Genomic DNA, 24,063 nt, shown 5'->3' with positions numbered 1-24,063 from the left:
ACCGTAGGGATCATGCAGGCAAGGCCTCAAACTTGCAACAATGCCCGTTAACCTGAAGTAGCCTACCGCTTAAAACGAGTATCGCAATCCTAGGTTAAATGTGTTCTGTGTGCCGCTAATCTCGATAGGATCAGCCAACACAGCATTAGTAAAATAATTGAAGTTGTAGTCCGCAATGATCCCCACGTTTTTACTAACTTCGAGTGCAACGCCAGCAGCAAGTTTCAGTGCAGGATGAGTAGTTGTTTCGGACTGAGAGCCGACAAGCAAAGGATGAAAATGGCTAAGATCGCCATTTACGCATAATTCGAAGTCTACGACGCCAATACCCGCACCAGCGCCCACAAATGGGGTGAACCTAGTTTTGTTGTTGAAGTCATAATATGCAACTGCGATCACGGACCATACGTTGATGTCAAGTTGAGCAGAACCGACGCCAAAATCATAAGATTCTGAGTAGGCAGGAGAGTATGCCCCTTCAACGCCAACACGCACATTCTCGATTAAAGATTTACCGAAGTTGATACGGCCGATAAAACTTGTTGCATCGTCAGAAATGCTACCACCGAAAGCTTTAGCTTTAAGCTCACCCAAGCTGACACCCGCAGATGCTTCTGCATACCAACCTTCTGTTAGAGCCAGAATGTTAGCTGCATACCAACCTTCTGTTGGGGCCTGAACGTCAGCTGCTGAAGCAGAAATGACAGAACCCAAAGAAATTGCTGCAGCAGCAACTAATAGCTTGTTCATTTTACCTACCTATTTTTAAATCATAGAATGGAAGATTGTCGAGCTAAGTCAGCACGTTAGAAAGATAATTGCAGCGAATTACATTTCGTATGAGAAGATTTAAGAAAGAATTACTTCAGCATTCCGTAGGGTAATGCTGAAGTAATCTCTACTTCAACGTTGCAGTTGGGCAACATATCTACCCATCGGGCGCCAAAGAACGACCGCGGCCAAATGGCTCTGTTGCATCTGTTGAGTGAAGACACAAATAGCCTTGCCCAGGCGTAATTTAGGCGTGAATTCCAACAGGCGGTTGATAAAGGAAACCTCAGTCCCACCTCCGACAGATCTGATCCAGCCAACAAACTGCCCTGCATGGACAGCAGTCGAAGTCGCAGGTCTTCGCCGTGAAGGTGGTGTTGTAGAAATTCGTGTGGTTGCAACGATCAATCCCAAATAACCAAATTGGACGCCTTAGACCGGACCAGACAAAAAATTACGGTCCTGAAACGGTTAATTTGTAGGAGGTGGAATTGAGTTTATTGAAGTCCGAAGAGATCATCTCAGACGCGGAGATTGAACGAGTGCACGCGAATGCAAACTTTGGAGACATGGCAAAGCGTGATGTGGTGAATAGCGGAGTTATCAAGGCCGCGTTTGGGTACGGTACTGGAAGCACTGCTTACCGTATCCTCCGCGATCATCGTCTGGTCAAAAAGTTTGATCGCAGGGGCCTGCGCCTAACTCAGCTTGGTTATCGCTACCTGCGCTCAATTGTTTCACACGCAACGCTCTTGCAAGAGCACGGCGTGCGCGGCGGTTAAAGGGTCCAACAAACTCCTCTTTTATGGATTCACCTTATCCATCAAAGATGCCTGAAGGAGATCAGCAACCTTCACCCGCGCTTTCACATAGGAAACACCTTTTTTCTCAAAGGTGTCGCCTTCCAGCGTGAAGCCGAGGCGCTGGTAGAAAATGACTGCATCTTGTCGCGCATCGCACCAGAGCTGATCTGCCTTTTGCACCTCGGGCTGGCTGGCTGCAAAGCGGATGAGGTTGCTTCCAACCCCACAACCCTGTTTTCTGGCAGAACCGCCAGCTTACGTAGTCTCACAAACGGCAGGTCGAAGAAGAAGGATCCAACACCAATCAAATCGTCCTTTTCAAAGGCCCCAACATGCAGCGCCTCTTCATCGCCCGGCACCATCACCCGCTCTATCGGCGAGTCTGGCCAAAGCACTTTTTGACGAAGATCGTAAGTGAGATCAGCGGGAATGCTGCGAAATCTAATCATCTTTCCAACCAACTATAACGGCCCCTCACCCCCGCTTAATCAAGGACCAGCTCATAAGCAAGCTCAATGCAAGCGCCGGAAGCAGAAGCAGGAAGGCGCCCTGAATGCCCAGATGATCGGCGGCGTAGCCGATAACGAGCGGACCAACGAGGAAACCACCAAGTGCAATTTGGCTCATCAGGCCCACATTGGTCGCGGCAGACCGGCCCGGCTTTTCAGCCGCCGCCGTAACAGCCAGCGGGAAGCCACCAGAAACACCAAGCCCAACCAACCCGAAACCAAGCAGTGACACCGCATAATTTGGCGACATCACAAGGATACCAACTCCGACAAGCGCGAGGATAACAATTCCTGCAGCAACCACCTGAACTTCAACACGGGACCGCAACCAGTCTCCGGTCAGACGGCCAAAGGTCAGCATCATGGCAAAGGTGCTGTAGGCGATACCGGCATATCCGGCGGAAAGATCAAACAGATCAGCCACATAAATCGCTGACCAGTCCGCAATAGCACCCTCTGTCATGGTGATGCCAAACGCAAAGAAACACACCGCAACCAAAGCCCAACTCGGCATCTGAAAGCGCCCTTCGGACTTTTCAGCGACATCCGGCTCTCGCCCTTCAGTCAGGCTGAGGGAGGTAAACAACGCAGGTAGCAACGCCATCCCACTCGCCATCAGGATGCTCTCGGAGGGTCCGTAGCCAACCCAGGAAAAACCGGAGCTAATCAGGCTTCCCACCAACACGCCAAGGCTCCACACACCATGACAGCCCGACATAATGAGGCGACCACACTTCCGCTCGGTCTTATCCGCAATCACGTTCATGCATAGTTCCACAAACGCCAGCGAACCACCAACAACGGCCAGATAGACAAAGAGCTGCAGAATGGAACCGGCAAAAGTCGGCAACGGCATCAGACAAATGAACCCAAACAGACCCGCAATCAAAAGCTGGCGCGCACCAAACCTTTCCGTCAGTCGCCCGGCAAACATCAACATGATCAGCAAACCAACCGGCATACCAACAAGGGCCAATGCAAATTCCCCCTCACTCACCTGAAGCCGCTGCTGGATTTCTGCGATACGCGGAAACCAGGCACCAAGCGCAATAGGTTGAAGGAAGAAGACACCGCGAATAAGGTTCACATCGCGAGCACCGAGCACGGCTTGTTGTGTCACGGAAAAAGCTTTGAAGAGAGGAACGACGTTTTTTGTATCTATCGTGATATTTTAGAGAAACGCAAGCTTTGCAGTGCGATTGATGCAACGCTACTGTACACGCTAACATAGCAACGCAAATCAACGCGGATATATGCGAAAAAACGCATTTCGACGCAAACCATCGCAAAAAGGAATTTTCGTGCCTCTTAGCGACACCACAAAAGCGAAGTTAAAGAACAGAGTTGTCTGGAGTCGTCTCGTTGGATGGGGACTTTTGTGTTACGCAACAGCAGCTTACGGCGGCATTGTCACCACACCCGCTATCCCTGAGTGGTATGCCTCCCTCAACAAACCGCCCTTCAACCCACCCAATTGGCTCTTCGCACCCGTCTGGTCTGTACTCTATACGCTTCTGGCCTTCTGCATCTGGATGGCAACCGAATTCCAACAGAGCGCAACGAGCGAAGGCACCAAGCCACCTGCCAAAAAAACCATTCAGTTTACGTTTGTTATCCTGTTGTTTTTGAACGGAGTTTGGTCATGGGCATTCTTCGGCCAGCAAAATCCATCATTAGGCCTCATTGTCCTTATCATCTTGCTAGCGCTAAGTTATTTCACTTTCTGGCTATTTTATAGAGCGCAAATCTTTGCAGCCTGGCTCTATCTGCCCTATGTCCTTTGGGTTAGCTTTGCAGCCATACTGAATGCCTCTATTGTGGTTCTGAATTAATCTGAGCCTCACCCGAGGCAAATCGATATTGGAGATTTTGATGAGCGGTATTGTTGCCACTCTGGTTCCTATTGCCCTTCTCGCCGTCGCAGTAGTCCTCGCCCTTGGCCTCTGGAACATGATGCGCGGCGGAGATCCCAATCGCTCGCAAAAGCTGATGCGCTACCGCGTTCTGCTACAGTTCGCAGCTATCATACTGATTATGCTGGCTGTTTATCTAGCAAGCACATCCTGATACTGGATTGAAACTGGTACAAAATGGTCACTCTCAATAAGATCTACACAAAAACCGGCGATGACGGCACCACTGCACTCGGCAGCGGTGAACGCAGACCCAAACATGATCTGCGCATCGAAGCCTACGGAACCGTGGACGAAACCAACTCAGTCGTCGGAATTGTCCGCCTCCAAGCCTCAAAAGAAATGCCAGTCCTGGACGAACTGCTGGGCCGCATTCAAAACGATCTATTCGATCTCGGCGCCGACCTGGCCACACCAGACACCGGCGAAGACTTAGGATATGAGCCACTGCGGATCACAGAAAATCAGGTAAGCGCGCTGGAAGACGCCATCGACCAGCTGAACGTTGAGCTTACGCCTTTGAAATCATTTGTCTTACCGGGCGGAACGCCGCTGGCCACCTATCTGCATCAGGCCAGAACAGTTGCTCGACGAGCAGAACGCCTCGTTGCTGAACTCTCGCAAAAAGAGAAGATCAACAAACAATCCCTGCAATACCTTAACCGCCTCTCGGACCTCTTCTTCGTTGCCTCGCGCTACGCAAACCTGAAGGGCGAAGGTGATGTTTTATGGGTTGCGGGCAAAAACAGGTAGCGATCTTTAGGTAAAAATATCGACCAGCAATCGTTGACCAATAGGTAAACTATCAACACTTATGGACAACTATCTACACTATAAGGCCACCCCGCCTTATACAATGGTTGAAATCCAATACCTATTTACCCTAGGCGATCGTTGACAGCCCCCAAATTGCTCATTACGGTCGCCGCAATTGCAATGCAATATGCATTCCCTTTTGGCCCTGGTAGCCCGGCGGAAAGTGTGTCTGAACATCTTTGTTGCGACGCAAACTCCCCTGAATTTCTAGTGGAGGTTCTAGGAACATGAAAATTCTCGTGCCCGTAAAACGGGTCGTTGACTATAACGTAAAAGTTCGCGTGAAGGCGGATGGCTCCGGCGTTGAACTGGCAAACGTCAAAATGTCCATGAACCCTTTCGACGAAATCGCCGTTGAAGAGGCTCTTCGACTGAAAGAGGCTGGTAAAGCGACTGAAATCGTTGTCGTTTCCATCGGCCCTAAGCAAGCAACTGAAACCATCCGCACCGGCCTCGCAATGGGCGCTGATCGCGGTATTCTGGTTCAGACCGACGACATCGTCGAGCCACTCGCTGTTGCGAAGACCCTCAAAGGCATCGTTGAAGAAGAAGAGCCTGGCCTCGTAATCCTTGGCAAACAGGCGATTGATGACGACTGCAACCAGACTGGCCAGATGCTCGCTGCTCTCCTTGGCTGGGCGCAGGGCACCTTCGCTTCCAAGGTTGACCTTGGTGACAACACTGTAGACGTCACCCGCGAAATCGACGGCGGCCTGCAGACTGTTAAGCTGAACATGCCAGCAATTGTCACCACTGACCTACGTCTGAACGAGCCTCGCTACGCTTCCCTGCCTAACATCATGAAGGCAAAGAAGAAGCCGATCGCTGAGAAAACGCTCGCAGACTTCGGTGTAGACGCAACCCCTCGCCTGAAGGTTCTCAACACTGCTGAGCCTGAAGCACGCAAGGCAGGCGTTAAGGTCGCTTCCGTTGATGAGCTGGTAGACAAGCTCAAAAACGAAGCTGGCGTTCTTTAAGATAGGTCAAGAGGAGTTAGCATTATGACCACGCTTCTTGTGGCTGAACATTCCAATTCTGCTTTGAACGAAGCAACCGCTAAGGCGCTGACCGCAGCTGTAGAGATGGGCGGCGACGTTCATATTCTCGTTGCTGGTAAAGACTGTGGCGCAGCAGCTGAAGCTGCTTCCAAACTGTCTGGCGTTGCTAAAGTTCTCGTTGCTGACGATGCAGCATTTGAGCACCAGCTTGCTGAACCAGTTGGCGATCTGATCGTTGCTCTTGCAGGTAACTATGACGCAATCGTTGCTGCTGCGACAACCAACGGCAAGAACACTCTGCCACGCGTTGCTGCAAAGCTCGACGTGATGCAGATTTCTGACATCATCGCCGTTGAATCTGCAGACACCTTCAAGCGTCCAATCTACGCAGGTAACGCAATCCAGACCGTACAGTCTGCAGATGCCAAGAAGGTTCTGACTGTTCGTACAGCATCCTTCGCAGCAACTGCTGAAGGCGGTTCCGCACCAGTTGAAGCTGCTGCAGCTTCTGCTGATCCGGCAATCTCCTCCTTCGTTGGTGAAGAAATCGCTGCTTCTGATCGTCCGGAACTTGCAGGCGCTAAGATCATCATCTCCGGTGGTCGGGCTCTCGGTTCTGAAGAGAAGTTCAACGAAGTCATCACCCCTGTTGCTGACAAGCTCGGCGCAGCAATCGGCGCATCCCGTGCCGCTGTTGACGCTGGCTACGCACCAAACGATTGGCAGGTTGGTCAGACCGGTAAGGTTGTTGCACCAGATCTTTACATCGCTTGCGGCATCTCCGGTGCGATCCAGCACCTTGCAGGTATGAAAGATTCCAAGATCATCGTCGCAATTAACAAAGACGAAGAGGCACCAATCTTCCAGGTTGCAGATTACGGACTTGTCGCTGACTTGTTCGAGGCACTTCCTGAATTGGAAAAGTCCCTCTAATCATAATTGATTAGCTTTTCAGGAACCCCGGGATGTTAATATTTCATTCTGGGGTTCTTGCTGTTTGAGGCAAGACTTGCGATGTATGTTGCTACAACAAGGTCACAGCACACTAAAATGGTGCTTGTAAGAATTTGGATCTGACAATGGTGGTCGAAGTAAAGAAAGTCGGTGTAATTGGCGCCGGTCAAATGGGCAATGGCATCGCACACGTCAGCGCTTTGTCTGGATTTGATGTCGTGCTTCACGACATTGATCAGGAGCGTATCGACAGCGGCCTCGCCAGCATCAACGGCAATATGGCGCGCCAGATCTCCAAGGGAACGATCACAGAAGAAGATCGCGACCTTGCTCTGACCCGCATTAAGACATCCAATGATGTTGCAGCCCTCAGTGACGCAGACCTGGTTGTGGAGGCTGTAAGTGAAAACGAGCAGGTAAAACGCAAGGTTTTTCAGAGTGTTTGCCCAATTCTGAGACCTGATGCGATCCTCGGTACAAACACCTCCTCTATTTCCATCACGCGTCTGGCATCCGCCACTGACCGACCGGAAAAATTCATCGGCATCCACTTCATGAATCCGGTTCCTGTCATGGAACTCGTCGAACTTGTACGTGGCATTGCGACCAGCGATGAAACATTCGAGATTTCGAAGGCCTACACTCTCGGCCTGAACAAGACCATCGCGGTATCAGAAGACTTCCCTGCCTTCATGGTGAACCGCATTCTGCTGCCGATGATCAACGAAGCGATCTACACCCTTTACGAAGGTGTGGGTTCCGTTGAAGCGATCGACACAGCAATGCGTCTGGGTGCAAATCACCCAATGGGTCCTCTGCAACTGGCTGATTTCATTGGCCTGGACACCTGCCTCTCCATCATGCAGGTGCTGTACGAAGGCCTCGCAGACAGCAAATACCGCCCATGCCCACTGCTGGTTAAGTACGTCGAGGCTGGCTGGCTCGGACGCAAAACCCAGCGCGGTTTCTACGACTACCGCGGCGAAGTTCCGGTCCCGACCCGCTAAGGCGACATTCAGAAACACAAAAGCCCGCTAACTGAGCGGGCTTTTTTTTACTAGCTATTCAGCAGCTTACTTGAACGTACCACTGAACCCACCAATAGAAAGCGGATTGTCCATCATAGCTGTCCGGTCAGGCGTGTCAGCTGCGACACCGCCGGTAAACGCATCAAACATCTTCTTCACAAAGCCCTCGGGGAGACCTTTGGTAATGAAGACGAGCCGCGTTCTGTGATCCGCGTCGGGCCACTGAGCAAGCCGTGCAGGCGGATGGAAGACATGTTGCACCCCATGGATCACCAGAGGCTGGTCTGGCTGCTCTACGGTCTTGATAATTCCTTTAACGCGCAGCAGCTTAGGCCCATGTGAGGAACGCAGGAGATCCAGAAACATCTCAAGCGCAGCCTCTGGAATTGCCCTGTCAGTCTCAAGCGTAAAGGCGCGCACATCCTTGCCATGACGGTTCGGGTCATGGTGGTGATCATGACCATGCCCTTCCCCATGATGATGATCATGGGAGGCCTGCTCATCCTTGTACGCCTCTTCGCGCAGCCACTTCTGAACATCCGGAATCTTGCTATCAGGATCGTACAGGCCGCAGTTGATCAAAGCCGCAGCTGTTGCCGATCCATCTTGCGCATTTAGAACGCTCGCTCCCGGGTTCAGATGCTTCAGCTCAGCCATCAGATCATCAGAAGGCTCTTGCAGGTCTGTCTTCGTCAACACGATGCGGTCCGCAACAGCAATCTGCTTCACCGCTTCCTCGTGAGAATGGATCGTGTCCAGCCCGTTGACTGCATCAACAAGCGTGACCACGCCATCAAGCCGATAGCGCATCACCAGATAAGGATGCAGCATCACCGTGTGCAACACCGGAGCGGGATCTGCCAAACCCGTGGTCTCAATAATCACACGATCGATTTTCTTCATGCGGCCATTGTCGATACGGCGCAGAATATCTTCCAGTGTATTGATAAGATCACCGCGAATAGTGCAGCACAGGCAACCAGAGGAAAGCTCGATAATGCCATCATCAATAGTATCGACAAGCAGGTGATCCAGACCGATCTCACCAAACTCGTTGATGATAACCGCGGTATGCTCCAAAACTGGCTCTTTGAGAATTCGATTAAGAAGCGTTGTTTTACCTGCTCCCAGAAAGCCTGTAATCACGCTCATCGGGATCGGTGTTGGCGGACTCCGCCTCTCTTGGGTATTAGCCATTGTTCTGCACTGCCTATAGCTACGGTTACTGCGTTTTACCGAAGATAGGCGAATTAGCATAGAGCCCACCGGGACTGCCAAACAATTCTCGTGTAGACGACGGCTTCAATGGCTGTAGCAATGCACCTTTGCCTACGGGTGCACCAAGCATCCGCTGCTGGATCCCACCAGCCGGATTCGCACTCAAGTCACTCTCAGCCCCTGGCTTGGGCATCGGCAAAGGCACTGAATCTCCAAGCTTTTTCAGCACCACGATAGGATGCTCATTGCCAACGCGAACTCTCACAGGAGCATATGCCTTGGTCTGTGGACCCAGGATTTCTTCATACATCAGGCCCCAGTTTACTTTCGTCTTGGAAAGCTTGATAGATTTGCCTTCTGGACTTGGGCTGGACCCATTGGAATAAGCCAACATACTGACAGAGCCGCGCTTGGACCCAAAGCGATCAACAAGCTCTTGCGCACTTGGTTGGGTATTGCGCTTACAATATCTGTCTGCAGGAGGGCTCGATTTGCCGCTTCCCTGGAAGGAAGAGATATTGGTGCCAACCGTCGTCTCAAAACCGCCATCAATAAGCTTTTTGGCAAAAGCAGCTCGTTCCAGACCCGAAGCCGCGCCCAAAACAATCGCAATAATGGTCCGTCCGTTCCGCGTCGTAGACGTCGCAACATTGTAGCCTGAGTTACAGATATAGCCCGTCTTCATGCCATTCGCACCGTCAATACGCAGAAGAAAGTCTCGATTGCCAGACCGGAAGGTCCTCTTACCAAACCGGATGCCGGGATAGCTCATATAGGATCGGTATTGAGGAAACTGATTCCACAACGCCTCAGCAAGCACCGCCATATCACGCGCTGTTGTCACCTGACGATTATCAGGCAACCCATGCGGATTCACGAAATTGGTATCGTTCATACCTAACCGAGTTGCCGTCGAGTTCATCATCTTAATGAAGTCTTCCTCTGTGCCGCCAATCCGCTCTGCAATGGCAACCGCAATATCGTTGGCGGACTTCACAAGGATCATCTTCAAGGCATTGTCGAGCGTAATAGTCGTCCCGACCTTGAACCCCATCTTACTCGGTGGCTGATTAAGCGCATTCTGGGAGACCATGACCATATCATTCATCGCCATAGTGCCATTCGAAACATGCTGGAAGGCGATAAAAGCGGTCATCATCTTGGTAAGTGAAGCAGGGTACCAGCGGTCGAAGGCGGCGTTATGCTCCAACACGCGGCCACTGTCTGCATCCATCACTAACCAAGCGGCAACATCAGCACGAGCCCCTGTCAGCGCCATGACCAAAGTTATTGCAAAAACCGCAAAAAATCGAATTTTCTGCGCAATCCAATGAACCAAAAAATTCACGATCTCGTTGCTCCACACCTACCAGTTTTCGCAGCAAACATTTTTTGCCTCGCTGCCTTCGATAGCTCCGTTGCCAGTTTAGTTTTTTAAACATCCCAAGCTATCGCTGGGTGGTACCGTAGAGGCAAACAATAAAAACTATGTCACCAGGCACCGGAAATTTGGTTTGGCGCCTATCCCCAAATATTGGGGTAACATTATCAGCAAGGAGCCACTATTTCCAAACATTTCAGGGCACTTTCTTCTAATGGTTATTTGGTCGAAACAGGCTATCAAACAGACACTGCAGCAATCACCCCTTTAGTTGTTAGGGTCTACTCACTTTTATTGACGTGGTTAATGATTATAGGGACCGATTTAACGACACCTCCCCTCCGCTTTGACAGGTTATCCTCAAAGCCCACTTTTTCCCGCTTCCCTTTTTCGCCCTCTGCGCAGATGATCAGGGCCATAAGAGGAGGATCATATGTACAAAGTTATTGGACACCCGCAATCAAGGACCATGCGGGTACTCTGGTTGTTGGAGGAGTTGGGCTTGTCCTACGAGGTTGTACCAAGCAAACCTCATCAGGAAGACGTTTATGCCGTGAATCCATCCGGCAAGATCCCTGCTCTGATCGTTGATGGCGAAACGATCTATGATTCAACCGCAATATGCACCTATCTGGCAGACAAACATTCCGGCCTGACATTTCCGGCAGGAACTTTGGAACGCGCCCGGCAGGACAGTTTCACAAACTTTGCGCTAGATGAAATGGATTCCATTCTTTGGATGTCGGCAAAGCATTCATTTATCCATCCGGAAGACCGCCGGGTTCCAGACATCAAACCGGCCTGCCGCTATGAGTGGACTAAATCAATGAAGCAACTCGAGAAACGCCTCGGTGAAAACACTTGGGTGATGGGCGATACCTTCACAATCGCAGATCTCATCATCGGACACTGCGCAATTTGGGCCAAGCTTTCCAAGTTTGAATGGCCTGAGGGTCCAGTGAGCGAATATTTTTCTCGGGCCCTTGCACGACCAGCACTTGCAAGAGCAAATGAAAAAGCTTCCGCACTACAGTAACCCATAAAGGCACGAGGGTGGCTGGCTCCACCCTCCTCCAACTCTGCATACCACTTCAAATCAGAGGCTCACCTAATCATGAAGGGAGCAGAAAGTCCGGTTAAGTAAATCCACCTACCACACGCACTCATTGCAATAATTATCTAGGACTCATCGCGTCCAACGAGTCCCTATGCAATTTTTTATTTCTAGATAGAAGCTCCTGTTTTTAAGCCAATTTTGGCTAAATCCATCCAGTTTTACGTAGCGTTTTAATGAACTTATCGGAGACATGCAGACCTAGTGACAGTAGGACCTACGAAAGTTCGAAGCATATTCGGTAGACGCCCCAGCGGCAGCTGCCCATAATAAGTTGCAGAATTTGGGTACGGGAGTGCCCGTGGAGGAAATTGGGAGAGTGACTATGACTGGCGACGTGTATCCAGTACCGGCTGAAACTGCCAAAAATGCCTTGCTCAACAACGAGCAGTACCAGCAAATGTACAAGAAGTCTGTTGAGGATCCCGATGCTTTCTGGGGGGAACACGGCAAACGCCTCGACTGGATCAAGCCGTACACCACTGTCAAAAACACCTCTTACGACTACCACAATGTTTCCATCAAATGGTTTGAAGACGGCACGCTGAACGTAGCAGCCAACTGCATTGACCGCCATCTGGCAGAGCGCGGTGATCAACCGGCAATCATCTGGGAGGGTGATGAGCCGGATCAAAGCAAGACAATCACCTACAAGCAGCTCGCGGAAGCCGTAAACCGCTTTGCAAACATGATGCTTGCCAACGGTGTAATGAAGGGTGACCGTGTCACCGTTTACATGCCAATGATCCCGGAAGCTGCCTACGCCATGCTTGCCTGTGCCCGCATCGGCGCCGTGCATTCCGTGGTATTTGGTGGCTTCTCGCCGGACAGCTTGGCCGGACGCATCGAAGACTGTCAGTCACGCTTCGTCGTCACTGCTGACGAAGGCGTACGCGGCGGCCGAACCGTGCCTCTCAAAGAGAACACAGACCGTGCAATCGAGAAATGCGGAAATGTCGACAAAGTCTTCGTCGTGAAGCGCACGGGCGGCGACATCAACATGATGGAAGGCCGCGATCTTTGGTATCACGAAGAGGTAGAAAAGGTCTCCGCAGATTGCCCACCAGCGGAAATGAACGCAGAAGACCCACTCTTCATCCTCTACACTTCAGGCTCCACCGGCCAGCCCAAAGGCGTAATGCACACCTCCGGCGGCTACCTCGTCTATGCCTCCATGACACATCAATACGTCTTCGATTATCATCCGGGCGAGGTTTATTGGTGTACCGCTGACGTGGGTTGGGTAACCGGACACAGCTACATCCTTTATGGCCCGCTCGCCAACGGCGCAACAACGCTCATGTTCGAGGGCGTACCAACCTACCCTGATGCAGGCCGTTTCTGGGACGTCTGTGACAAGCACAACGTCAACATCTTCTACACCGCCCCAACCGCTATCCGCGCGCTCATGGGAGCCGGTGACGAATATGTGACCAAAACCTCTCGCAAATCGCTGCGCATACTTGGTTCTGTTGGCGAGCCGATCAATCCTGAAGCGTGGCTCTGGTATCACAACGTGGTTGGCGAACAGCGTTGCCCAATCGTTGATACGTGGTGGCAGACAGAAACCGGCGGCATCCTGATCACACCACTTCCCGGTGCAACAGATCTCAAGCCAGGTTCCGCGACACGCCCCTTCTTTGGCATTCAACCAGCAATTGTCGATGCAGAAGGCAATTTCCTGGAAGGCGCGACTGAAGGTAACCTTGTCATCGCAGACAGCTGGCCGGGTCAGATGCGTACGGTCTACGGAGACCATGAGCGCTTCATCCAGACCTACTTCGCCACCTACAAAGGCTTGTACTTCACTGGCGACGGCTGCCGTCGTGACGAAGACGGCTACTACTGGATTACAGGGCGCGTCGATGACGTGATCAACGTATCCGGCCACCGCATGGGAACCGCAGAAGTAGAAAGCGCCCTCGTCGCCCACCCAGACGTCTCAGAAGCCGCTGTTGTAGGCTATCCGCACGACGTAAAGGGGCAAGGCATCTACGCTTATGTCACGCTTATGGAAGGCCTGGAGCCATCTGAAGAGCTGAAGAAAAAACTGGTCAAGCACGTGCGAGCCGAAATCGGCCCAATCGCCTCACCAGATCTGATCCAGTTTGCTCCTGGCCTGCCCAAAACCCGAAGCGGCAAAATCATGCGCCGTATCCTGCGCAAAATCGCAGAAGACAGCTTCGAAAACCTCGGCGACACCTCAACCCTAGCCGACCCAGCCGTCGTCGGCGACCTGATCGAAAACCGCCAGAACAAATCTGAAACCGTGTAGGTCAGACCGCCCAATAAGCCCACAAACACAAAACCCCGCTTCATCGGCGGGGTTTTCATTGGGATGGAACTCTGTTAAGTTACTGAGATAGATATATATCCTTGATATCATTGGCAATTTTTTCGAAGGCCTGAATAAGTTTACTCTCATTATCGGCGTGATAGAATGTACTATCGCTTGTCGCGCAATCCTTCATAACGCTTTTCGCGCTAACGCCACTTCCATAATACACAGAATAGATCGTAATTTCTTTCGCCTTCATATTCGTACATATATCTTTTGCCCTGACAGAGGCCGTACCCAATTCGCCAGACGACGACCCTTCTTTCCAAATTACTTCTTTTGCAAATTTAATATTTTCGGGGCCTGTAAAATAATTACTACCGTTTGGATTTGAGCCAGCTTTCCTTGGTCCCCTGTTCTCTCCTTTTTCGATTTTCGAAGCTCTTGCCTGATCTACTTCTTCGTATTTTTCAGCGTAATAGTGCAGGTTGAATTCACCATCTGTCATAAAGATAGCATATTTACGAAGGTTTTCCGTATCATACGGCAAAGGCGCACTGTCTGTTGGCCAGAAACCTGCCCATTTTGGCGAGATTGTATACCATCCCCAAGCTATCCCAGTATGACCTGCTGTGGTCCCCTTAGCTTCCAATTGACCAATAGACGCTTCAATCTTGCTACGGTCTGCTGTAAGCGGGACAACTTCTGCCTTCTTGGGACATTCCTTAAAGATGGATCCAATATAATCGGTTTTCCCATCGTCATCTTCATAATCATGAGCTACGTCAGTGGCCGCTTGATCCCTTACTCGCTCATGGACGCATGAACCGTGGCTCACAGTAAAAGTTGCTTTCTGTGCATCCGAAGCATGAAGTCTGACGCCCTCGCTATACGGCACAAGAGCAACACGGATCCTACTCTTCTGTACATTTGTTCCCACTGGCAGCAAAGCATCCAGCATACTTCTGGATGCTCTTTTTAGTGCACCAATATGAGACCTCATGGAACCGGTCACATCAACGATCACCGTGACCTCAACATGATTGATAGGGAAGCGGGCGCTTGAGCTAGTTCCAACCTCGAGCTTGCGATTCTCTCCATCACCGCCGCCAGTCAGAAGATTGATTATCGGCAAAAAGTTATTCGTTAACTCGATAGAGGCGCTTGCGGAGACCACATCACTGCCCAGCTCATACTTAACCACGGGATCTTTGATGGTGATGCCTTCAGCAATTGAATTTTTCAGATTCGCTTTGTAGTAGTCCTTGATAAGCGTCTCGACGTCAGCTTCTGTCAAATCTTCCGTCGACAATTTATTAGCAGCAGCAAGCACTGCAGCGTCCAATGCCTGGTTAACAGCGCGGCGCGTGTTATAGCCCATACCGAAATCAATCGCCATTCCAGCAAACACAATCAGCAAAACCATGAGAACTGCGACAAGAACCGCAACCACCCCATCTTCAGAACGATTGAATCTTCTGAGTAACGCTGAAAACTGCCTAAAATAACCCATCGTGATGCCCACCAAAGACGCCCATGTAATTATGCCTAACACAATTTTCAGGAGTATCTCAGGGATTATTCAATTGGATTTAATAAAATTTCCAATAAATACCTAACAAATCATTAACTTCATTTACGGCTCGAGCTCACTGTCCCAATAAAGGAAATCCAGCCAGCTTTCGTGAAGGTAATTCGGTGGGAACAGGCGGCCATTGTTGTGCAGGTCCCACACCCGCGGAACAAACGGCATTTGCATCGGGCGCATATTCATTTCCTGCCAGGATTTATTCGCCTTGCGTAAGTTACAGGGCGAACATGCCGTTATGACATTATCCCAAGTAGTCAAACCGCCCTTACTGCGGGGAATGAGATGATCGAAGGTCAAATCCTCCTGCACACCGCAATACTGGCATTGAAATCGGTCTCTCAGGAAAACATTAAACCGCGTAAATGCCGGATTTCTCTCAGTTTCTATAAAGGATTTGAGAGCAACCACGCTTGGAAGCTGCAGTTCTAGGCTCGGACTTCTGACAACCTGATCATATTCAGAAACAATATTCACCCGCTCCAGAAACACAGCCTTGACTGCTTCCTGCCACCCCCACAGGGACAAGGGGTAGTAAGACAAAGGTCGGTAATCTGCATTCAATACAAGCGCCGGGAATGCGCCTTCTGACACGACTGCGTTCACAACATACTCCCGAGTCTCGTCCGGAACATGAGCGTTCCAACGGAAATCATCTTGAGATGTTATTGATATTGTAGGCATCAAATGACAGCGATGTGAAGTCTGTCAAGCGCACTTCTGCGAAGGATGATAAAGCAGGTGTAAAGCACACATACGCAAACCTAAAGTAGATCAGGCAATTAGATCTAGCGCACACAATTCAACAGATCGATTGTGTGAAAACAAAAAAAGCGGGAATAGTCACCTATTCCCGCTTCTCTATAAATTTTTACCTGAGATTACTTCCAGTCACGCACGTCAACAAAGTGTCCGGCAATTGCAGCCGCTGCTGCCATGCCCGGAGAAACAAGATGAGTACGGCCTTTGAAGCCCTGACGGCCCTCAAAATTTCGGTTAGAAGTAGAAGCACAGCGCTCACCCGGCTTCAACTTGTCAGCATTCATGGCCAGACACATGGAGCAACCAGGCTCACGCCATTCAAAGCCAGCGCTCTTGAAAATCTCATCCAGACCTTCAGCCTCAGCCTGCGCCTTTACCAGACCAGAACCCGGTACGATCATTGCACTGACCGTGTCAGCAATCTTCTTGCCTTTCACAACGGCAGCTGCTTCACGCAGATCTTCGATACGGCCATTGGTGCAAGAACCGACGAACACACGATCAATCTTGATATCAGTGATCTTCTGGCCTGCTTTAACATCCATGTATTCCAGAGCACGCTCTTTGGAAGCACGGCGGGTCTCGTCTTCAATCTCAGCTGGGTCTGGAACCACACCGGTCACAGACACAACATCTTCCGGAGAAGAACCCCAGGTCACGATTGGAGGCAGGTTCGCTGCATCCAGAACGATTTCCTTATCAAACTCGGCGTCTTCATCGGTGAACAGCGTTTCCCAGTATGCCTGTGCCAACTCCCATGCAGCACCCTTCGGAGATTTCGGACGGCCCTTCAGGTATTCAAAGGTCTTCTCATCCGGGGCAATCAGACCTGCACGCGCACCTGCTTCGATGGACATGTTACAAACGGTCATACGACCTTCCATGCTCAGATCACGGATTGCTTCACCAGCATATTCAATAACATAACCCGTACCGCCAGCAGTACCCAGCTCGCCGATGATAGCCAGAACGATGTCCTTCGCGGTCACGCCTGCTGGCAGCTTGCCATTCACAATCACACGCAGGTTCTTGGCCTTCTTCTGGATCAACGTCTGGGTTGCCAGAACGTGCTCAACTTCAGAAGTACCAATACCGTGTGCAAGTGAACCAAACGCACCATGTGTGGATGTATGACTGTCGCCACAAACAATGGTCATGCCTGGCAGCGTAAAACCCTGCTCCGGACCAATAATGTGCACAACACCCTGACGTTGATCCAGCTCTGAATAGTACTCAACACCAAACTCAGCAGCATTTTTCGCCAGCGTATCAACCTGCAGCGCGCTTTCAGGATCATCAATGCCTTTGGAACGGTCGGTTGTTGGGACATTATGGTCAACAACAGCCAGTGTACGCTTTGGGTGACGAACCGGACGGCCAGCCATACGCAGACCTTCAAACGCCTGCGGGCTTGTAACTTCGTGTACCAGGTGGCGGTCAATGTAAAGCAGGCAAGTGCCGTCTTCTTGCGTGCTGACCACATGGTGGTCCCAGATCTTATCGTAAAGAGTTTTGGCCTGCGACATTGCGCTTGTCTCCTGGAAACGACTGACCCTTGCCTACAACCCAGTTCTGATCGCACCTGCCAAGCGCTCAAGATCCGGGAGAACAGGATCATTCACTTATTACCTGCAGCTCTCTGCGGCCGCATAAATCTTCAAAACACGGAGAATCTGAAACAGCAAACTCCGCTATGCTGGCCCTATTAATCCTCCCGGATCGGAAAAATATCAAGCTTCTTTGCATTGAGATTCTCTCAAGACCAGGGTGTAATCATAGGAAATTCAATGGGAACACAGGGGCGACCGTGGCTGATCAATGCTCTGTGATCTAAGCGTATATTTCGACAAGTAAAAGTTCTGGCCTACAGAGAAAACGGATTGGAAGCCCCGAGCACCCCAGCCCGCTCCCAACAATAAGATTGCTTCCATTTTCCTCAAATGCGCCCTTCGCATACTTCCGGTCAAGTTGCGATGGAATGGTCAATGCACCAACGAAAGGCAGACGAACCTGCCCGCCATGCGTATGCCCACTCACCGTCAGATCTACGAATTCTTGCGCTTCTGGGAAAATATCGGGCTCATGAGCCAGCAAAATACGTGGCGCCTTGTCATCCTCAACCTGACTTAAGGCAGCCTCAAGGTCATCCCGCCGACCCATTCCATGTATCTGACAGGCATCTCCATACTGATCCCCAAGCCCTATGAGCCAGATGTGGGAGTTCCCACGTATTGAGACCCGCAGAGCCCTATTCTCCAGAATAGTCACGCCGTGAGCTTCCAGAGCGTCTCTGGCATCCTCACCACCCTCGAGCCAGTCATGGTTGCCAAGCACACCGAAGGCACCCAAAGGAGCGGTCAGTCGCTCCATCGGCTGCGCCCAATGCGAAGCAGTTGCCAGTGGTTTTGCAAAAGGAGGGTGCATGGCAGTGTGATAATCACCGAGAAGAGCAACTAGATCAGCTTCCAGCCCGTTCACACGGTCCACAATGCCGCTTATTCGCTTTGGCCGCATCCATGGCCAGCACGCGTGCAGGTCCGTCAGAACAGCAATGCGCACGGGTTGCTGCCCAAGCGCCTCAGGAGACACAACAACCTTGTGTCGGGTCACCTTCGGAGAGAGCAACGGCTCGACAAACACAGCGTAGACGCCCAGCCCCCCGACAAAAACGATGATAAATGCGATCACCATTCCTTCTCAAGTCTCCCTTTCCTAAGCATCTGCCTACCTCGTCTCGCAGCATCCTACAGCAAATAAGTTGACGGTATCCCTATCCAATCTGAAGGCTTATACCGGGACTGAAGATGTTCTCTGAACACAAAAAACCCCGCCGATTACTCAGCGGGGTTTTGGAAACCATAGAGGCTTGAGAGTAAATCTTACTCTGCAGAACCTTCAGCTTCAGCAGCCTTTTCAGCAGCTGCAGCAGCTTTTGCAGCAGCAACAGAAGCGCGAGCTTCGTCATTAAGGCGCTTTGCGCGTACGTTGGTAGCTTCAACGATACGTGCGGACTTACCGCGACGTTCACGCAGGTAGTAGAGTTTCGCACGGCGTACTTTACCGCGGCGTACAATCTCCAGACCTTCAACCATTGGGCTGTAAACTGGGAATACACGCTCTACACCTTCGCCGTAAGAGATCTTACGAACGGTGAAGCTTTCGTTGATGCCGCCGCCGGAGCGTGCGATGCATACGCCTTCATAGGCCTGCACACGGGTACGAGTACCTTCAGTAACGCGTACGAGAACACGTACGGTGTCACCTGGGGAGAACTCAGGAAGCTTACGCTTCTCTTCGATGCGCGCCATTTCTTCGGCGTTGAGCTGCTCAATGATATTCATGGCAGTTTCTTCCATTTTAATCTTGGTCAGAGCGTCCCCTAATGGTCCAGCCATCGGGACGAATTCACCAAACCTTGGCATCATGCCGGGAAGTGAAGTGGAACTAAGACCCTAACGGTAAACGCTAGACAGATTCCACTCCGGTCGGCGCGGGTTTAGCCGATTTTTCTAGATTTGTCATGAAAAAATTGTAGAAAACGCCCTACCCACGGTTATTTTTTAAGTATTTCTGCCAAAGATCTGGACGCCGTGCTTCAGTAATCTTCTCAGAGAGCTCCAAACGCCACTGATCAATCAATTTATGATTGCCGCTTTTAAGAACAGCGGGGATTTCCCGGCCCTCAAAGTCTACCGGACGGGTATAGTGCGGGTGCTCCAGCAATCCGTTCTCGAAACTTTCCGTTTCACCGCTCTCTTTGTTGCCCATAACGCCCGGTATCAAGCGTACAATACTATCCAGCACCACGTGCGCGGCAACTTCTCCACCAGACAAAATGTAATCGCCAATGGAGACTTCTTCGAGCTGACGGCCTTCAATGACGCGCTCGTCCACCCCTTCAAAGCGACCACAGACAATGATAACGCCGGGACCATCCGCCAGCTCACGCGCTCTAGCCTGCGTAAACGGCTTCCCACGCGGGCTCATCAGCAGACGTGGACGCGTATCGCCCTCTTCCGTCACATCGTCGATTGCTTTGCCGAGAATATCAGGACGCAGCACCATCCCAGCCCCGCCACCAGCTGGCGTATCATCGACAGAACGATGTTTGTCAGTTGCATAATCGCGAATATTCTTTGCGGTCAGAGACCAATCCCCACGCTCCAACGCACGCCCAGACATGCTCATACCAAGATTTCCCGGAAACATCTCAGGGTACAGCGTCAAAATGGAGGCGCGAAAGCTCATGGTAATCCTGCTTTATTGGTTATCTCGACGCGTTTGCATTAACGCAAGTCTGCTCTGAAAAAAAGCTCGTCAATAAATATGACTTCAAAAACAACCAATCCAACTCCGACCACAAATGAAACAACGGTCAATGTACGTAACCAATTAAGACGTAAGCGAAATACATCATCAGATGGCGCTTTGAGGAGGCGATAGATTGCAAACCCAAATAGTATAAACGCCGCCCAAACTGCAACGGATTTGAGAAACTCAAAGATAGCAATCAATTCGCACCTCAGCCCTCACGAAATAAACTCAGTTTCCCCAAATAGAAACACAGCACCTGTACCGACCGCAATAATCGCTAACCCATAGAGCCAGAAGCGAAACGCCGAGCGGAGAGAAAACATAAATTCTTCCCGACTCTTTGCTGCGAAAAGGCGCATACAAAACATGGCACCCATAAGCAGGAAAAAGGCAGCCCCAAAAAAACCGAGCATCACCAATAGACTAAGCATCATTTTACCTAAACTAATAAAATATTTGATCGATGATGCTAAAGTGCTGGCCCTAAGTCAACGTAGCTAGGAAAAGAGATTCAGTTTGTTGCTTTCGGCTTGTGCTCAGAACCGTCTTCCGGCTCTTTTTCGCCTTCCTCATAAAAGCCTTCAGGAGCGTGAACCTCCACAAAACCTTCTTCGAGATTAATGACAGGCACAACAGCCTTCGTAAACGGGAACATCAGAGATCTCCCGGACTTGGGAGCGATTTCGATAAGATCGCCAGCTCCAAAGTCTAACAGAGCCAGAACTGTACCAATCTGCTCTTTGTTCTCATCAATCGCCTTCAGGCCGATGAGATCAGAATGGTAAAACTCATCCTCATCTTCCGTTTCTGGAAGACGCTCACGAGGAATGTAAAGCTTCACGCCATTTAAGGCTTCAGCTTCATTGCGGTCATTCACGCCTTCAAACTTGGTCACCACCACGTTTTTCTGAACGCGCGCCCGCTTCACTTTAAATTTGCGACTACCGTCTTCGCTTTCCAGCTTACCATAATCGCCAAAAGAAAGCGGGTCATCACCGAATGGCTTGACCCGCACTTCTCCACGTATTCCGTGAGCAGCCCCGATCTGAGCCATTAGAATGCGGTCTTCAGGCCTATTTGCCATTACCGGCATCTCCTCTTCTCAGATCAGGTCGCTTATCTTATTCGGAAGCTTCTGCTGCTTCTGCAGCTGCTTCTTCAGCAGCAGCTTTTGCTTCAGCTTCTGCAGCCAGCTTCTCGTCAAGGCGCTCCTGAGCTTTCTTGCCCAGTTTCGCTTTGTTAGGGTTGTTGCGTGGCTCACGCTTCAGCAGGCCAGCAGCATCAAGGAAGCGGTGTACGCGGTCGGTTGGCTTTGCGCCGTGACCGAGCCAATGCTGGATGCGCTCTTCGTTAAGCTCAACGCGGTTTTCAGCGTCTTTAGGCAGCATTGGGTTGTAGCGACCTACAACTTCAATGAAACGGCCGTCACGTGGGGAACGAACGTCTGCGATAACGATGCGGTAGAAAGGACGCTTCTTAGCACCACCGCGTGCCAGGCGAATTTTTGTAGCCATTGTTTGTTACTCCTAGGTATTCAGTCTGTGCTGTGTTCAGCAGCAATAGCTTCATGATGCCGAATGACTTCCTTCACAATGAAGTTCAGGAATTTTTCAGCAAAGTCAGGATCAAGATTGGACTCTTGCGCTAGACGGCGCAGACGCTCAATCTGAAGTTTTTCACGGGCCGGGTCAGCCGGTGGAAGACCATGGGTCGCCTTCAGCTCCCCAACAGCCTGTGTGCAGCGAAATCGTTCAGCCAACATATGCACCAAAGCAGCGTCAATGTTGTCGATGCTGGAACGAAGTCCTCCAAGAACTTTCTTGGCTTCTTCTGTCTTGTCGATCTCGCTCAATTACTTTTTCCCCTTGCCGAGCCCTGGCAAACCAGGTGCGCCACCAAGTCCGGGCAATTTAGGGCCGCCAGCTCCTGGCAATCCCCCGGGAAGCCCACCGCCCGGTAATCCTTTTGGCAGTTCCATACCGCCTGGCAGCTGACCGGACTTGGCCATCTGCTCAAGAGCTTTAGGGTCAATGTTAGGCATTCCGCCGCCCATGCCTGGCATACCGCCACCCATAGCGCCCATCATCTTGCCAAGCATGCCCTTGCCTTTTCCCTTACCCATGGCCTTCATCATATCGGCCATCTGGCGGTGCATCTTCAAAAGCTTGTTAACTTCAGCAACCTGTACCCCAGAACCGGCAGCAATACGCTTCTTGCGGCTTGCTTTCAGCAGTTCAGGCTTGGCACGTTCCTGCTTGGTCATAGAGGAGATGATCGCCATCTGGCGCTTGAACATGTTCTCATCAAGGTTGGCTGCTGCGAGCTGCTTCTTCATTTTGCCAACACCCGGAAGCATGCCCATCATGCCGGACATTCCACCCATCTTTTCCATCTGCTTCAGCTGTTCAGAAAGATCGTTCAGGTCAAAGTGACCCTTCTGCATCTTCCGAGCCATCTCTGCGGCTTGTTCCGCATCAATCGCTTCAGCAGCCTTTTCAACGAGCGAGACAATGTCGCCCATGCCAAGGATGCGATCAGCAATACGCTTTGGATGGAAGTCTTCAAGATCCTCAGATTTTTCACCGGTACCAATCAGCTTGATCGGCTTGCCGGTAACAGCACGCATGGAAAGAGCAGCACCACCGCGACCATCACCATCCATACGGGTCAGCATAATACCTGTGATGGAGCAGCGCTCATCAAAGTTCTTCGCCAGATTTACAGCGTCCTGACCAGTCAGAGCATCGGCAACAAGCAGAACTTCATGCGGGTTGGAGGCAGCTTTGATCTGCTCCATCTCCACCATGAGAGGCTCATCAATGTGACCACGACCCGCTGTATCGAGCATGACAACGTCATAACCGCCAAGCTTCGCTGCATTCAGCGCGCGCTTTGCGATATCAACTGGCTGCTGCCCTTCGATGATAGGAAGTGTATCAATTTCGTTCTGTTCACCCAGAACTCTCAGCTGCTCCTGCGCTGCCGGGCGGCGCGTATCAAGAGAAGCCATCAAAACTTTACGTTTGTCACGCTGTGTTAGACGACGTGCAATCTTGCCAGTTGCGGTGGTTTTACCCGCCCCCTGCAGACCAACCATCATAATGCAAACCGGAGCCGGAGCGTTCAGGTCGATCGGATGGGATTCTTCACCGAGCATTTCCACCAGCTGGTCATGCACGATCTTGACGACCATCTGACCCGGCTTAATGGACTTAACAACCTCAGCACCAACAGCGCGATGCTTCACCTTGTCGGTGAAAGAACGCACGATCGGCAATGCCACATCAGCCTCAATGAGTGCGCGGCGAACTTCACGAAGCGCTTCACTAACATCGGATTCAGAAAGCGCACCACGTTTTGTGAGCTTATCTAGAATGCCGCCTAGGCGATCTGACAGATTATCGAACATGTCGTTCCTTTAAAATCTCGTTTCTGCACAAACGCCCGAAAATAAACTCTCTGGCGCTGTACACTCGTTCCTTAATGAATTTGGTGTCACCCAGTCAAAATTGCCACGGCAAATCAAAAGCACATAGCAAAAAATCACCCGAGGGCGCATCGCGCTGTCGGGTGTTGACCTCCGGGATCTCTTTATACCTTTTCGGGTCCCAGTCAG

General features: G+C 51.0%; 24 protein-coding genes and 1 pseudogene. 9 read left to right on the top strand and 16 right to left on the bottom strand.

Annotation, left to right across the window (positions count from 1 at the left end; all coding sequences use genetic code 11):
• Window positions 1-69: 69 nt before the first annotated feature.
• Together IE076_RS07405 and IE076_RS23135 are read right to left on the bottom strand one after the other, a co-directional pair.
• Entirely contained in the window at window positions 70-750 is a 681-nt protein-coding gene (locus IE076_RS07405; RefSeq protein ID WP_189436116.1) for an outer membrane protein, read from the bottom strand.
• A 268-nt stretch (window positions 751-1,018) separates the two neighbouring features.
• Window positions 1,019-1,101 (bottom strand): annotated as a pseudogene (locus IE076_RS23135) (IS6 family transposase); the annotation flags it as partial.
• Window positions 1,102-1,262: 161 nt separating this feature from the next.
• Here IE076_RS23135 and IE076_RS07395 point away from each other — a divergent pair.
• Window positions 1,263-1,553 carry a hypothetical protein gene (locus IE076_RS07395; RefSeq protein ID WP_189436115.1) on the top strand — a complete coding sequence of 97 codons (291 nt, stop codon included), beginning with the start codon at window positions 1,263-1,265 and terminating at the stop codon, window positions 1,551-1,553.
• Between the two features lie 21 nt (window positions 1,554-1,574).
• On the opposite strand, the gene IE076_RS22635 is transcribed toward IE076_RS07395, so the two are convergent.
• Together IE076_RS22635 and IE076_RS07385 are read right to left on the bottom strand one after the other, a co-directional pair.
• Window positions 1,575-1,754 (bottom strand): GNAT family N-acetyltransferase, encoded by a 180-nt coding sequence (locus IE076_RS22635; protein WP_244649628.1) that lies wholly within the window; start codon window positions 1,752-1,754, stop codon window positions 1,575-1,577.
• A 294-nt stretch (window positions 1,755-2,048) separates the two neighbouring features.
• The gene (locus IE076_RS07385; protein ID WP_189436114.1) at window positions 2,049-3,203 is read right to left on the bottom strand and encodes an MFS transporter; all 1,155 of its coding nucleotides are present in this window, start codon (window positions 3,201-3,203) and stop codon (window positions 2,049-2,051) included.
• Window positions 3,204-3,459: 256 nt separating this feature from the next.
• On the opposite strand from IE076_RS07385, the gene IE076_RS07380 reads away from it, so the two are divergent.
• The 6 genes from IE076_RS07380 to IE076_RS07355 all read left to right on the top strand — a co-directional run bounded on the left by IE076_RS07380 (window position 3,460) and on the right by IE076_RS07355 (window position 7,771).
• Window positions 3,460-3,915 (top strand): TspO/MBR family protein, encoded by a 456-nt coding sequence (locus tag IE076_RS07380; RefSeq protein WP_189436113.1) that lies wholly within the window; start codon window positions 3,460-3,462, stop codon window positions 3,913-3,915.
• Window positions 3,916-3,955: 40 nt separating this feature from the next.
• Window positions 3,956-4,150, top strand: a complete 195-nt coding sequence (locus tag IE076_RS07375; RefSeq protein ID WP_189436112.1) for a twin transmembrane helix small protein — start codon at window positions 3,956-3,958, stop codon at window positions 4,148-4,150.
• 23 nt (window positions 4,151-4,173) lie between these two features.
• Complete coding sequence (locus IE076_RS07370; protein WP_189436111.1) at window positions 4,174-4,749, top strand: cob(I)yrinic acid a,c-diamide adenosyltransferase; 576 nt, start codon at window positions 4,174-4,176, stop codon at window positions 4,747-4,749.
• 290 nt (window positions 4,750-5,039) lie between these two features.
• A complete protein-coding gene (locus IE076_RS07365) occupies window positions 5,040-5,789 on the top strand; it encodes an electron transfer flavoprotein subunit beta/FixA family protein (RefSeq protein WP_189436110.1) in 750 nt (249 codons plus the stop codon).
• A 24-nt stretch (window positions 5,790-5,813) separates the two neighbouring features.
• The gene (locus IE076_RS07360) at window positions 5,814-6,743 is read left to right on the top strand and encodes an electron transfer flavoprotein subunit alpha/FixB family protein (protein ID WP_189436109.1); all 930 of its coding nucleotides are present in this window, start codon (window positions 5,814-5,816) and stop codon (window positions 6,741-6,743) included.
• Window positions 6,744-6,889: 146 nt separating this feature from the next.
• Entirely contained in the window at window positions 6,890-7,771 is an 882-nt protein-coding gene (locus IE076_RS07355; protein WP_189436108.1) for a 3-hydroxybutyryl-CoA dehydrogenase, read from the top strand.
• 66 nt (window positions 7,772-7,837) lie between these two features.
• On the opposite strand, the gene IE076_RS07350 is transcribed toward IE076_RS07355, so the two are convergent.
• A complete protein-coding gene (locus IE076_RS07350) occupies window positions 7,838-8,989 on the bottom strand; it encodes a CobW family GTP-binding protein (protein WP_209008923.1) in 1,152 nt (383 codons plus the stop codon).
• A gap of 25 nt (window positions 8,990-9,014) precedes the next feature.
• Complete coding sequence (locus IE076_RS07345; RefSeq protein ID WP_189436107.1) at window positions 9,015-10,358, bottom strand: D-alanyl-D-alanine carboxypeptidase family protein; 1,344 nt, start codon at window positions 10,356-10,358, stop codon at window positions 9,015-9,017.
• A 466-nt stretch (window positions 10,359-10,824) separates the two neighbouring features.
• Between IE076_RS07345 and IE076_RS07340 the strand changes: the two genes are divergently transcribed.
• Both IE076_RS07340 and acs read left to right on the top strand, forming a co-directional pair.
• Window positions 10,825-11,427, top strand: a complete 603-nt coding sequence (locus IE076_RS07340) for a glutathione S-transferase family protein (protein ID WP_189436106.1) — start codon at window positions 10,825-10,827, stop codon at window positions 11,425-11,427.
• Window positions 11,428-11,830: 403 nt separating this feature from the next.
• Window positions 11,831-13,780: an acetate--CoA ligase gene (acs, locus tag IE076_RS07335; RefSeq protein WP_189436105.1), complete on the top strand. Its 1,950-nt coding sequence runs from the start codon at window positions 11,831-11,833 to the stop codon at window positions 13,778-13,780.
• 79 nt (window positions 13,781-13,859) lie between these two features.
• Here acs and IE076_RS07330 read toward each other — a convergent pair whose 3' ends face one another.
• From IE076_RS07330 to ffh, 10 genes are all read right to left on the bottom strand, one after another.
• The gene (locus IE076_RS07330; RefSeq protein ID WP_189436104.1) at window positions 13,860-15,308 is read right to left on the bottom strand and encodes a pilus assembly protein TadG-related protein; all 1,449 of its coding nucleotides are present in this window, start codon (window positions 15,306-15,308) and stop codon (window positions 13,860-13,862) included.
• Between the two features lie 111 nt (window positions 15,309-15,419).
• Window positions 15,420-16,055 carry an HNH endonuclease gene (locus tag IE076_RS07325; RefSeq protein ID WP_371871471.1) on the bottom strand — a complete coding sequence of 212 codons (636 nt, stop codon included), beginning with the start codon at window positions 16,053-16,055 and terminating at the stop codon, window positions 15,420-15,422.
• A gap of 197 nt (window positions 16,056-16,252) precedes the next feature.
• The gene (gene leuC, locus IE076_RS07320; protein ID WP_189436102.1) at window positions 16,253-17,659 is read right to left on the bottom strand and encodes a 3-isopropylmalate dehydratase large subunit; all 1,407 of its coding nucleotides are present in this window, start codon (window positions 17,657-17,659) and stop codon (window positions 16,253-16,255) included.
• Window positions 17,660-17,963: 304 nt separating this feature from the next.
• Window positions 17,964-18,824 (bottom strand): metallophosphoesterase, encoded by an 861-nt coding sequence (locus IE076_RS07315; protein ID WP_189436101.1) that lies wholly within the window; start codon window positions 18,822-18,824, stop codon window positions 17,964-17,966.
• Between the two features lie 188 nt (window positions 18,825-19,012).
• A complete protein-coding gene (gene rplS, locus IE076_RS07310) occupies window positions 19,013-19,474 on the bottom strand; it encodes a 50S ribosomal protein L19 (protein WP_189436366.1) in 462 nt (153 codons plus the stop codon).
• A 202-nt stretch (window positions 19,475-19,676) separates the two neighbouring features.
• Window positions 19,677-20,381, bottom strand: coding sequence for a tRNA (guanosine(37)-N1)-methyltransferase TrmD (gene trmD, locus IE076_RS07305; protein ID WP_189436100.1), 705 nt, complete (start codon window positions 20,379-20,381; stop codon window positions 19,677-19,679).
• 577 nt (window positions 20,382-20,958) lie between these two features.
• On the bottom strand, window positions 20,959-21,531 hold the full coding sequence (gene rimM / locus IE076_RS07300) for a ribosome maturation factor RimM (protein WP_189436099.1): 573 nt from the start codon (window positions 21,529-21,531) through the stop codon (window positions 20,959-20,961).
• Between the two features lie 37 nt (window positions 21,532-21,568).
• The gene (rpsP, locus tag IE076_RS07295) at window positions 21,569-21,961 is read right to left on the bottom strand and encodes a 30S ribosomal protein S16 (RefSeq protein WP_189436098.1); all 393 of its coding nucleotides are present in this window, start codon (window positions 21,959-21,961) and stop codon (window positions 21,569-21,571) included.
• 20 nt (window positions 21,962-21,981) lie between these two features.
• Window positions 21,982-22,299, bottom strand: a complete 318-nt coding sequence (locus IE076_RS07290) for a chorismate mutase (protein ID WP_189436097.1) — start codon at window positions 22,297-22,299, stop codon at window positions 21,982-21,984.
• On the bottom strand, window positions 22,300-23,856 hold the full coding sequence (gene ffh, locus IE076_RS07285) for a signal recognition particle protein (protein WP_189436096.1): 1,557 nt from the start codon (window positions 23,854-23,856) through the stop codon (window positions 22,300-22,302).
• Window positions 23,857-24,063: the final 207 nt, after the last annotated feature.

The sequence above is a fragment of the Pseudovibrio japonicus genome, assembly GCF_014651595.1.
GTDB lineage: Bacteria > Pseudomonadota > Alphaproteobacteria > Rhizobiales > Stappiaceae > Pseudovibrio > Pseudovibrio japonicus.
The sequence above is the reverse complement of the archived record's forward strand: the minus strand, read 5'-3'. Positions and strand labels throughout refer to the sequence as shown.

What these genes read in the sequence shown, in the direction of transcription:
- IE076_RS07340 (WP_189436106.1), top strand. Translation starts at nt 10,825, where the DNA reads ATGTACAAAGTTATTGGACACCCGCAATCAAGGACCATGCGGGTACTC.
- IE076_RS07365 (WP_189436110.1), top strand. Translation starts at nt 5,040, where the DNA reads ATGAAAATTCTCGTGCCCGTAAAACGGGTCGTTGACTATAACGTAAAA.
- ffh (WP_189436096.1), bottom strand. Translation starts at nt 23,856, where the DNA reads ATGTTCGATAATCTGTCAGATCGCCTAGGCGGCATTCTAGATAAGCTC.
- IE076_RS07355 (WP_189436108.1), top strand. Translation starts at nt 6,890, where the DNA reads ATGGTGGTCGAAGTAAAGAAAGTCGGTGTAATTGGCGCCGGTCAAATG.
- acs (WP_189436105.1), top strand. Translation starts at nt 11,831, where the DNA reads ATGACTGGCGACGTGTATCCAGTACCGGCTGAAACTGCCAAAAATGCC.
- IE076_RS07405 (WP_189436116.1), bottom strand. Translation starts at nt 750, where the DNA reads ATGAACAAGCTATTAGTTGCTGCTGCAGCAATTTCTTTGGGTTCTGTC.
- IE076_RS07325 (WP_371871471.1), bottom strand. Translation starts at nt 16,055, where the DNA reads ATGCCTACAATATCAATAACATCTCAAGATGATTTCCGTTGGAACGCT.
- IE076_RS07350 (WP_209008923.1), bottom strand. Translation starts at nt 8,989, where the DNA reads ATGGCTAATACCCAAGAGAGGCGGAGTCCGCCAACACCGATCCCGATG.
- IE076_RS07370 (WP_189436111.1), top strand. Translation starts at nt 4,174, where the DNA reads ATGGTCACTCTCAATAAGATCTACACAAAAACCGGCGATGACGGCACC.
- IE076_RS07315 (WP_189436101.1), bottom strand. Translation starts at nt 18,824, where the DNA reads ATGGTGATCGCATTTATCATCGTTTTTGTCGGGGGGCTGGGCGTCTAC.
- leuC (WP_189436102.1), bottom strand. Translation starts at nt 17,659, where the DNA reads ATGTCGCAGGCCAAAACTCTTTACGATAAGATCTGGGACCACCATGTG.
- IE076_RS07360 (WP_189436109.1), top strand. Translation starts at nt 5,814, where the DNA reads ATGACCACGCTTCTTGTGGCTGAACATTCCAATTCTGCTTTGAACGAA.
- trmD (WP_189436100.1), bottom strand. Translation starts at nt 20,381, where the DNA reads ATGAGCTTTCGCGCCTCCATTTTGACGCTGTACCCTGAGATGTTTCCG.
- IE076_RS07375 (WP_189436112.1), top strand. Translation starts at nt 3,956, where the DNA reads ATGAGCGGTATTGTTGCCACTCTGGTTCCTATTGCCCTTCTCGCCGTC.
- rimM (WP_189436099.1), bottom strand. Translation starts at nt 21,531, where the DNA reads ATGGCAAATAGGCCTGAAGACCGCATTCTAATGGCTCAGATCGGGGCT.
- rplS (WP_189436366.1), bottom strand. Translation starts at nt 19,474, where the DNA reads ATGAATATCATTGAGCAGCTCAACGCCGAAGAAATGGCGCGCATCGAA.
- rpsP (WP_189436098.1), bottom strand. Translation starts at nt 21,961, where the DNA reads ATGGCTACAAAAATTCGCCTGGCACGCGGTGGTGCTAAGAAGCGTCCT.